This window comes from Streptomyces sp. NPDC104371 (genome assembly GCF_055583785.1).
In genome coordinates this window covers 176,967-184,670 of record NZ_JBVJNF010000011.1, presented here as the reverse complement: position 1 = coordinate 184,670, position 7,704 = coordinate 176,967, and the positions used below count along the sequence as shown (strand labels likewise).

Genomic DNA, 7,704 nt, shown 5'->3' with positions numbered 1-7,704 from the left:
GACCCGTCTGCTCACCGAGGCTGTTGATCTCCGCGTTCGACCGCGAATCCCCCGCGTAGTTCAACTGGTCAGTGCACTTCACACCCGACTTCTTCGGCGTCCCCGACGACTTGTCGCCCTTCTCAGGCGCCGGACAGTGACCCGTCTGCTCACCGAGGCTGTTGATCTCCGCGTTCGACCGCGAATCCCCCGCGTAGTTCAACTGGTCAGTGCACTTCACACCCGACTTCTTCGTGGTGCCCGACGACGTGGTGTCGGCCGCACCCTGGTCGGACTTGGCAGAAGAGGATCCTGCCTGGGCGTCGGCGGTGGCGGACGCACCGGCAGATGAGCTGGCGGAGGAACTGGAGGAATCCGAGGCGCCCTTGGAGCTGCTGTCAGTGCTGCCGCCTCCGCAGGCCGTGAGCGACAGGCTGACAGCCACACCGGTGACAACAAGTGCCGAGATCTTCCGAACGCGCATCAAAATTCCCCCGAAGGATGGGACCCGCTCCTGGTGAGCGGGCCTTGCGACTATGCAGACAGGGTCGCCGACAGCCAGGTTCCGCAGCATCGGCCGCCGAGACACTTCTGTGACACAGATGACCAATCCAAGACCGGCCCGATGTCGTTGACGCTTACTCAGGTGCGAACCTTGGCGCGCGAGTTGCCCAGCACCACGTACAGCTTCTGCTCGGGCCAGCAGGCGCGCACGGCCACGAGGCAGTCGAGGAACTCGCGCCACCGCTTGAGCGGACGAATTCGGTAGTACAGCTTGCCGGTGGCCGGATCGAGAGCGGCGAGCATCTGCCTCACACCCCCGTAGCGGTTACAGGTGGCCGCAGCCCGCACGGACGCCTCACCGGCCTTATCCGGGATCGTGCATCCGATGCCGCGTCCACGGAGGTAGGCGCGGTTCGCGCGGGAGCCGTAGGCCTTGTCCGCCCGGACCTTGTCCGGCCGGGATCGCGGCCGGCCAGGACTGGTCCGAGGCATCCGGATGACCTCCAGGACTGGCTGAACTGCGGGCTGTTGTGCCGGTGCCCGGCGGTGACGGGCAGCGTCGAGGGGTTCATGGACATCCCGGTGAACGACCCCGCCGTGGTCGGCTTCAGCGCCGTGATCCAGGTCGGCGCCATCGCCGCCGTGCTCGTCTACTTCTTCAAGGACATCGTGCGGATCGTCTTCGCCTGGGGCCGCGGTCTGAAGGACAAGGAGGGGTGCCACCACCACGACTACAAGCTCGCCGGGTGGGTGATCTACGCGACCATCCAGATCGTGATCGTCGGCCTGGCCGCGAAGCCGCTCGTCGAGGGGCCGCTCGCCTCGCTGTGGGTGGTCACGGGATCGCTGATCGCCGGATCAGGCGTGATGTGGGTGGCCGACCAGAGGGGCCGCCACAAGCGCGGCGAGGACGCCACCTCCGTTCTTCCTCGGCGTCCCGGCCCTGACCGGCACGGGCCTGTACGAGTTGAAGGACGCCGTCGGTGCCAGGGGCGGCGCCGGCCCGATCATGGTGAGCACCACGGTCTCCTTCGTCGTCCACCGCGTGGTCGTCGGCCTGCCGCTGCACGGGCTGCTGGGCACGGGGGACTCACTGCGTGAGCGCGAACGCCCGCCGGTCCGAGGGCCGCGCCGCACACCATGGCCGGCGCATCGACCACCTGGTCATACGGCGGTAGGGGCGCCCGGGACACGGCGGTCGCCGCCGTTGTGCTCCTGCCAGAGGCGGTAGACCTCGACGGCGTCCTCCCGTGCCTCGTAGCGCATCGGCATCCGGCGCTCCTGCCAGGGCTTGGCGATCTCGTCGTAGAAGGTGCCGAGTTCGAAGTACTTGCGGTCGTCGACGTAGTGGGGCTCGTAGGCGTCGCGGGTGGTGAGGAAGACGACCTCGTCCGGGGAGCAGTAGTACAGCGAGCCCAGGCACATCGGGCAGGGGTGGGCCAGGACGTAGATGGTGGTGCCGGTCAGGTGCTCGATGCCGAGCTTGGTGCAGGCCTCGCGGATGGCGAGGATCTCCGCGTGCGCGGTGGGGTCGTTGGTCTGGGCGACCTTGTTGGGGCTCTCGGCGAGGATCTCGCCGTCCTTGACGATGACGGTCGCGAACGGGCGGCCGCCCTCGGCGACGTTCTGGCGGGCGAGGTCGATGGTGCGCTCGACGAAGTCCATGGAGGTCCTCCGGAGGTGGTCGGGGCGGGCCGCAGGCAGGCGGCTTCGCGGGGTTCGGGGAACGAAACGGGGTGGGGCGGGCCGGAGGGCTGTTTTCCGGCCCGTACCGTCGCCGTCCGTGTGTGACGCCGTACCGGCGCCGGTCAGAAGGGCTTGGTCGGCAGGTACTTGCCGTCCAGGGTGATGACGGCGCGCTCGCCGCCCTCGGGGTCCGCGACCTTCTTCACGTCGAGCCTGAAGTTGATCGCGGAGATGATGCCGTCGCCGAACTGCTCGTGGACCAGGGCCTTGAGCGTCGTGCCGTAGACCTGGAGCATCTCGTAGAAGCGGTACATGGTCGGGTCGGTCGGGATCCGGTTCGGCATCGAGCCGCGGACCGGGATGGTCTGGAGGAGCAGCGCATCGTCGTCGTCCAGGCCCAGCAGCTCGGTCACGGCGTTGGCTGACTTCTCCGGCAGCGGGTGCTGGCCCAGGACGGCAGCGGTGGTGAAGGCCACCGACAGGTCCGCGGCGTCGGCGATCTGCTGCCAGGTGAGGTTCTTACGGGTCTTGGCGTCCACGGCCTTGGCGGCCAGGGCCTCGCGGGCGGTCGGGTCGAACTGGGCGTGCACCATGATCAGTACGTCCTTCTGTCGGTGTTCTCAGGCGGGCCACTTCACGAACAGGGGGTGGAGTGGCTGGTGGGTGGGGTGGAGGGGGCTCCCCGGCAGGCTGAGCCAAGCCGGGAGGGTCAGACCGCGAGCGGGGCCGCATGGCTGGCGGCGGTCAGGTCCTCGACGCGGCCGGTGGGTATGTCGTAGACCCAGCCGTGCAGGGTGACCTTCCCCGCTGCCAGGGCGCGGGCGACCGAGGGGTGGGTGGCCAGGTTCGCGAGCTGGGCGAACACGTTCTGCCGTACCAGAGCGGGAACGTCACCGTCGGCGGTGGCACGGGCCGGGGAGGCGTCGGCTTGCCGCAGCCAGGTGGCGACCGCGGGGGCACCACTGAGGTCATGTCCCTCGGCGAGTGCGGTCATCGCACCGCACGCGGAGTGCCCGCAGACGACGATGTCCTTCACACCCAGTGCGGCGACGGCGTACTCGATGCTCGCCGCGACCCCGTCGGCCTCGGAAGTGTAAGCGGGCACCAGGTTGCCGGCGGTGCGGATGACGAACAGCTCACCCGGCTCGGTGCCGGTGATCAGCTCAGGGACGACGCGGGCGTCGGAGCAGCTGATGAACAGCGCGTGCGGCGCGTGATGCGTGGCCAGATGGGCGAACAGCTCCGCCTTGGCCGGGAAGACGTCCTCCTGGAAACGGGCGACGCCGTCGGAGAGGTCCTGCATGGTCACTCCCTTCGAGTGGTGATCGACCTCTATGGGCTGTCGAGATCCACCATGCATGACCTGTACCTATAGCGTCCAAGAGTTGTTGGACATAGAAGCTATTGGTCACATCTATAGTGCAGGTATGACTGCTCTCGAACTGCGTCACCTGCGCTATCTGCTCGCCGTGGCCGAACACGGCAACTTCACCCGCGCCGCCGAGGAGTTGCACATCTCCCAGCCCACGCTCTCCCAACAGATCAAGCAACTGGAGCGGAGCCTGGGCGTGCAGCTACTGGACCGCACCGGCCGTACGGTACGACTCACCGATGCCGGAGCCGTCTACACCGACCATGCCCGGCGCGCACTGCGCGACCTGACCGCCGCCGAACGCGCCGTCCACGACGTCCAGGACCTCTCCCGCGGCCACCTCCGCCTGGGCGCCACCCCCACCTTCACCGCCTACCTGATCGGCCCGCTCATCGCCGAGCTCCACACCCGCCATCCGGGCATCACACTGACCGTGCGGGAGGACAGTCAGGACCGCATCGAAGCGGCCCTGCTCGCCGACGACCTCGACCTCGGCATCGCCTTCGCCGGACCCCATCTGCCCGGCATCACCGCCACCCCGCTGTTCACCGAGACCCTCAGCCTCGTCACCGGCACCCCCCGCGCCCAGGCGATACCCGAACCCCTACCGGTCCGCGCCCTCAAGGAAGAGCAACTCGCCCTGCTGAGCGGCGACTTCGCCACCCGCAACCACATCGACGCCTACTTCGCCCGGCACCGGGCCGCCCCCCGGATCACGATCGAGGCCAACTCCATCCAGGCCCTCACCGAAATCGTCCGGCGCACCCCGCTGGCCACCGTTCTGCCCGATGCCATCACCCACGACCACCCCCACCTCACCCCTGTCACCCTCGACCCACCTCTGCCCACGCGCACCGTCACCCTCCTGCACCGCGAGGGCGCCTACCGCAGCGCCGCCACCCACGCCTTCACCACGCTCACCCACGACCTCGTCCGCGCCCGCGGCTACACCCCGTCCCTGTGAGACCACCTCTCAAGTGGGCGGCAACCGGGTCCGTGCCGCCCAGTGCGCCCGTCACGGTCTCATCGTCACTTGGTGAAGACGAGAGCGGCGTTGTGTCCGCCGAACCCGAACGAGTCGGCCAGCGCGGCAGACCACCGACCGGTGCGCCGCTCACCACGCACCGCGTCCAGTTCGACGCGCGGGTCCGTCGTCGTCACGCACGCGAACGCAGACACTGCGCTCACCGCGCACGCCGGTGACGCTGCAGTTCGACGTCGCTGCCTCGATGATCTTCTGGACCCTGTGGACGGGCGGCACCCTGGTCTTCCCCGACGCGCAGGACGATGTCCGGGACCCCATCGCCGTCCGCTGTCTGATCGACGCCCACGGCATCACCCGCGTCAGCTTCGTGGCCTCCTTCTACCGGCACTTCCTGACCGTGGCGTGGTCCTGGACGACGAGTACGGGCCCACCGAGGCAACCGTGTGGTGCGCGGCCGCACGCCTGCCCCTCCCCGACAGGCCACCGGCGCCGAGCGGGTGACGGTCCGCCGGCCGCTGGCGAGATACCAGCTGTACGTCCTGGGCCCGGGCCTTCGGCTGGGGCCGATCGGCACGCGCGGGGAGCTGTGCGTCGCCGGGCCCGCGCTTGCCGCCGGATACCTGAACCAGCCGGAGCTGACCGCACGACAGTTCGTCACCCCGGATGCCGGGCCGCCGGTCGGGGTGTGTCTGTACCGGACGGGCGAGGTCGGACGGCTGCCTCGGGCGCGAAGATGTCGGCGAAGCCAGGTCTTCCACAAGCCCCGTCCACCGCAGCCACCCGGGAGTGTGGCTGCCTGGCTGACCGGTTCGGAAACGCTGCCGACAATCCCCTGCGCGAGCGCCGTTGTCCGACCGACATGACGGACGAGGAGTGGGCGCTGGTGCGGCCGCTGTTACCGGTGCCGGGCTGGACGCGGGGCCGAGGCGGGCAGCCGGAGGCGTACGGCCACCGCGCGATGTCTGGCGCTACGAGGTGTGGAGTGAACCGCCGGATGCCGAGAGGAGCCACTGCCGGACCGGCTGTTCGATCCGGCCATCCCCGACGGAGTACGCGACCTGGTCGTGGGCGGGGACACACTGGGCGCGGCGTTCGCCTGCCTGCCCGGTCGTCCGGTTCCGCTGGTGCGGGCCGCGGTCCTGCATCTGCTCTGGAAGCAGCAGTGGCTGACCGGTCTGAGCGTTCCGCTGAACGCCCGCAGCGTGCTGAGGGCGGCGTCGTGAGCCGGGCCGCGGTGCGCGTGGGAGTGGGGAGCCGCTTCTCCTTGCTGCGGCTGGCCGTCAAGGAACTGCTGCTCTCCGACCGTGCCCGCGTCATCCCAGACGGGTCCGGACCCGCTTCCGATGACCCGCACGAGACGGCGGCGGTGCTGGTCGGCTGCGTGCTGGTCGGCTCGCCCGGTGGGGTCAGTTGCGGGTGACGTTCGCGGTGAGCAGGCGGAGCAGGTGTTTGGCGGTGGTGTCCTGCTCGGGGGTCAGGCCCATGGCCTCGCCGATGGCCAGGGGGACGGTGTGGGCCTTCTCGCGGAGATCCGTACCGGCCTGGGTGAGGCGTATTGCGACGGAGCGCTCGTCGTCGGAGCGCCGCTCACGGTGGATCAGGCCGCCGGCTTCCAGACGCTTGAGCAGAGGGGAGAGGGTACTGGACTCCAACTGGAGCGCGGTGCCCAGCTCGCGGACGGAGACCGAGTCCTGGTCCCACAGCACCAGCATGACCAGGTACTGCGGGTAGGTCAGCCCCAGCTCCTCCAGCAGCGGCCGGTAGCGCGTGGTGACCGACCGCGAAGCAGCGTACAGGGCGAAGCACAGCTGGTCCTGGAGCAGGAGCGAGCCCTGTTCTGCTGCGTGGTGCGCGGCCTGGTCCATGACCGGTCCTAACGTCGAATGATCGTGAACCCCATCCTACCGTTCCAGGCATGCACAACTATATATGACTCGATTTAGTTGTGCACGATTTAATCGCGCGCTACTGTTCCTGACGTGCCAGCCGAACGACTGTCCGACGCGACACACGAGGAGCACCCCATGTCCGAAACCACCACCCGCCCGGTGCTGGAGCCGGCCGCGGCCGCCTTCGCCGAGGCCACCGCGAACCCGCCGTACCTCTTCAACCTCGGTCCGGCCGAGGGCCGCAAGACCGTCGACGAGGTGCAGTCCGGTGAGATCAGCAAGCCGGAGATCGCCGAGGAATGGGTGACCGTCCAAGGCGGCCCCACCGGATCGGTCCGGGCCCGCATCGTCCGGCCGGCCGACGCCGAGGGGACGCTGCCGGTGATCGTCTACATCCACGGCGCCGGCTGGGTCTTCGGCAACGCCCACACACACGACCGGCTGGTACGCGAACTGGCCGTCGGCGTCCGGGCGGCCGTCGTCTTCCCCGAATACGACCTGTCTCCCGAGGCCCGCTATCCAGTCGCTGTCGAGCAGAACTACGCCGTCGCCCAGTGGATCGTCCGCGAGGGCGCGGCCAACGGCCTGGACACCACTCGGATCGCGGTGGCCGGCGACTCCGTCGGCGGCAACATGTCAGCCGCGCTGACCCTGATGGCCAAGGAGCGCGGCGACGTACCGCTGGTACAGCAGGTGCTGTTCTATCCGGTCACCGACGCGGCCTTCGACACCCCCTCCTACCACCAGTTCGCCGAGGGGTACTTCCTGCGCCGCGACGCCATGCAGTGGTTCTGGGACCAGTACACCACCGACGAGAACCAGCGAGCCGAGATCACCGCCTCACCGCTGCGCGCCACCACTGACCAGCTACGGGGCCTGCCCCCGGCCCTGGTCATCACCGGCGAGGCCGACGTCCTGCGCGACGAGGGCGAGGCCTACGCGAGCAAGCTCCGCCAGGCCGGTGTCCCCGTCACCGCCGTGCGCTACCAGGGCATCATCCACGACTTCGTCATGCTCAACGCCCTGCGCGACACCCACGCCGCCCACGCCGCCATCAACCAGGCGGTCACCACCCTGCGCACAGCCCTCGGTACCGCGTAGCCCAGCCATCCCCCAGTCTGTGGCCCGGGCAATACAGCCGCCCGGGCCACAGGATTTCCTGCCGCCAAACCACAAGGCCCGCTTCACAACGCCTTGCCACGGCGAAGGTGTGAGTACACGACAGCAGTCAGCCACCCTCGGCGGCGCGTCCGGATGCGGCAAGGGCCGCTACCGACTCGCTTTGGGGA

11 protein-coding genes and 1 pseudogene are annotated in these 7,704 nt (G+C 69.1%); 5 read left to right on the top strand and 7 right to left on the bottom strand.

The window, feature by feature from the left end; translation table 11 throughout:
* The coding region (locus ACZ60T_RS29000) for a hypothetical protein (RefSeq protein ID WP_469668552.1) at positions 1-424 on the bottom strand (424 nt) is incomplete at its 3' end.
* Between the two features lie 197 nt (positions 425-621).
* Positions 622-786, bottom strand: a complete 165-nt coding sequence (locus ACZ60T_RS28995) for a hypothetical protein (RefSeq protein WP_469668551.1) — start codon at positions 784-786, stop codon at positions 622-624.
* 255 nt (positions 787-1,041) lie between these two features.
* Here ACZ60T_RS28995 and ACZ60T_RS28990 point away from each other — a divergent pair.
* A pseudogene (locus ACZ60T_RS28990) lies at positions 1,042-1,570 on the top strand (undecaprenyl-diphosphate phosphatase); the annotation flags it as partial.
* Positions 1,571-1,647: 77 nt separating this feature from the next.
* On the opposite strand, the gene ACZ60T_RS28985 reads toward ACZ60T_RS28990, so the two are convergent.
* The 3 genes from ACZ60T_RS28985 to ACZ60T_RS28975 all read right to left on the bottom strand — a co-directional run bounded on the left by ACZ60T_RS28985 (position 1,648) and on the right by ACZ60T_RS28975 (position 3,472).
* Positions 1,648-2,148, bottom strand: a complete 501-nt coding sequence (locus ACZ60T_RS28985; RefSeq protein ID WP_469668550.1) for a nucleoside deaminase — start codon at positions 2,146-2,148, stop codon at positions 1,648-1,650.
* Positions 2,149-2,291: 143 nt separating this feature from the next.
* Positions 2,292-2,762 (bottom strand): cyanase, encoded by a 471-nt coding sequence (gene cynS, locus ACZ60T_RS28980; RefSeq protein WP_365633376.1) that lies wholly within the window; start codon positions 2,760-2,762, stop codon positions 2,292-2,294.
* 116 nt (positions 2,763-2,878) lie between these two features.
* Positions 2,879-3,472, bottom strand: a complete 594-nt coding sequence (locus ACZ60T_RS28975) for a carbonic anhydrase (protein ID WP_469668549.1) — start codon at positions 3,470-3,472, stop codon at positions 2,879-2,881.
* A 124-nt stretch (positions 3,473-3,596) separates the two neighbouring features.
* Here ACZ60T_RS28975 and cynR point away from each other — a divergent pair, with 124 nt between their 5' ends.
* On the top strand, positions 3,597-4,505 hold the full coding sequence (gene cynR, locus ACZ60T_RS28970) for a transcriptional regulator CynR (RefSeq protein ID WP_469668548.1): 909 nt from the start codon (positions 3,597-3,599) through the stop codon (positions 4,503-4,505).
* 65 nt (positions 4,506-4,570) lie between these two features.
* On the opposite strand, the gene ACZ60T_RS28965 is transcribed toward cynR, so the two are convergent.
* Positions 4,571-4,702, bottom strand: coding sequence for a hypothetical protein (locus tag ACZ60T_RS28965; protein ID WP_469668547.1), 132 nt, complete (start codon positions 4,700-4,702; stop codon positions 4,571-4,573).
* A gap of 888 nt (positions 4,703-5,590) precedes the next feature.
* Here ACZ60T_RS28965 and ACZ60T_RS28960 point away from each other — a divergent pair.
* On the top strand, positions 5,591-5,749 hold the full coding sequence (locus tag ACZ60T_RS28960) for a hypothetical protein (RefSeq protein WP_469668546.1): 159 nt from the start codon (positions 5,591-5,593) through the stop codon (positions 5,747-5,749).
* On the top strand, positions 5,746-5,946 hold the full coding sequence (locus tag ACZ60T_RS28955; RefSeq protein WP_469668545.1) for a hypothetical protein: 201 nt from the start codon (positions 5,746-5,748) through the stop codon (positions 5,944-5,946). Before ACZ60T_RS28960 ends, ACZ60T_RS28955 begins: the two co-directional genes overlap by 4 nt.
* Here ACZ60T_RS28955 and ACZ60T_RS28950 read toward each other — a convergent pair.
* Positions 5,933-6,391: a MarR family winged helix-turn-helix transcriptional regulator gene (locus ACZ60T_RS28950; protein WP_365633388.1), complete on the bottom strand. Its 459-nt coding sequence runs from the start codon at positions 6,389-6,391 to the stop codon at positions 5,933-5,935. The two genes, ACZ60T_RS28955 and ACZ60T_RS28950, sit on opposite strands and share 14 nt — an antisense overlap.
* 159 nt (positions 6,392-6,550) lie before the next feature.
* Between ACZ60T_RS28950 and ACZ60T_RS28945 the strand changes: the two genes are divergently transcribed.
* On the top strand, positions 6,551-7,516 hold the full coding sequence (locus ACZ60T_RS28945; RefSeq protein ID WP_469668544.1) for an alpha/beta hydrolase: 966 nt from the start codon (positions 6,551-6,553) through the stop codon (positions 7,514-7,516).
* Positions 7,517-7,704: the final 188 nt, after the last annotated feature.

What these genes read in the sequence shown, in the direction of transcription:
- ACZ60T_RS28945 (WP_469668544.1), top strand. Translation starts at nt 6,551, where the DNA reads ATGTCCGAAACCACCACCCGCCCGGTGCTGGAGCCGGCCGCGGCCGCC.
- ACZ60T_RS28975 (WP_469668549.1), bottom strand. Translation starts at nt 3,472, where the DNA reads ATGCAGGACCTCTCCGACGGCGTCGCCCGTTTCCAGGAGGACGTCTTC.
- cynR (WP_469668548.1), top strand. Translation starts at nt 3,597, where the DNA reads ATGACTGCTCTCGAACTGCGTCACCTGCGCTATCTGCTCGCCGTGGCC.
- ACZ60T_RS28995 (WP_469668551.1), bottom strand. Translation starts at nt 786, where the DNA reads ATGCTCGCCGCTCTCGATCCGGCCACCGGCAAGCTGTACTACCGAATT.
- ACZ60T_RS28985 (WP_469668550.1), bottom strand. Translation starts at nt 2,148, where the DNA reads ATGGACTTCGTCGAGCGCACCATCGACCTCGCCCGCCAGAACGTCGCC.
- cynS (WP_365633376.1), bottom strand. Translation starts at nt 2,762, where the DNA reads ATGGTGCACGCCCAGTTCGACCCGACCGCCCGCGAGGCCCTGGCCGCC.
- ACZ60T_RS28950 (WP_365633388.1), bottom strand. Translation starts at nt 6,391, where the DNA reads ATGGACCAGGCCGCGCACCACGCAGCAGAACAGGGCTCGCTCCTGCTC.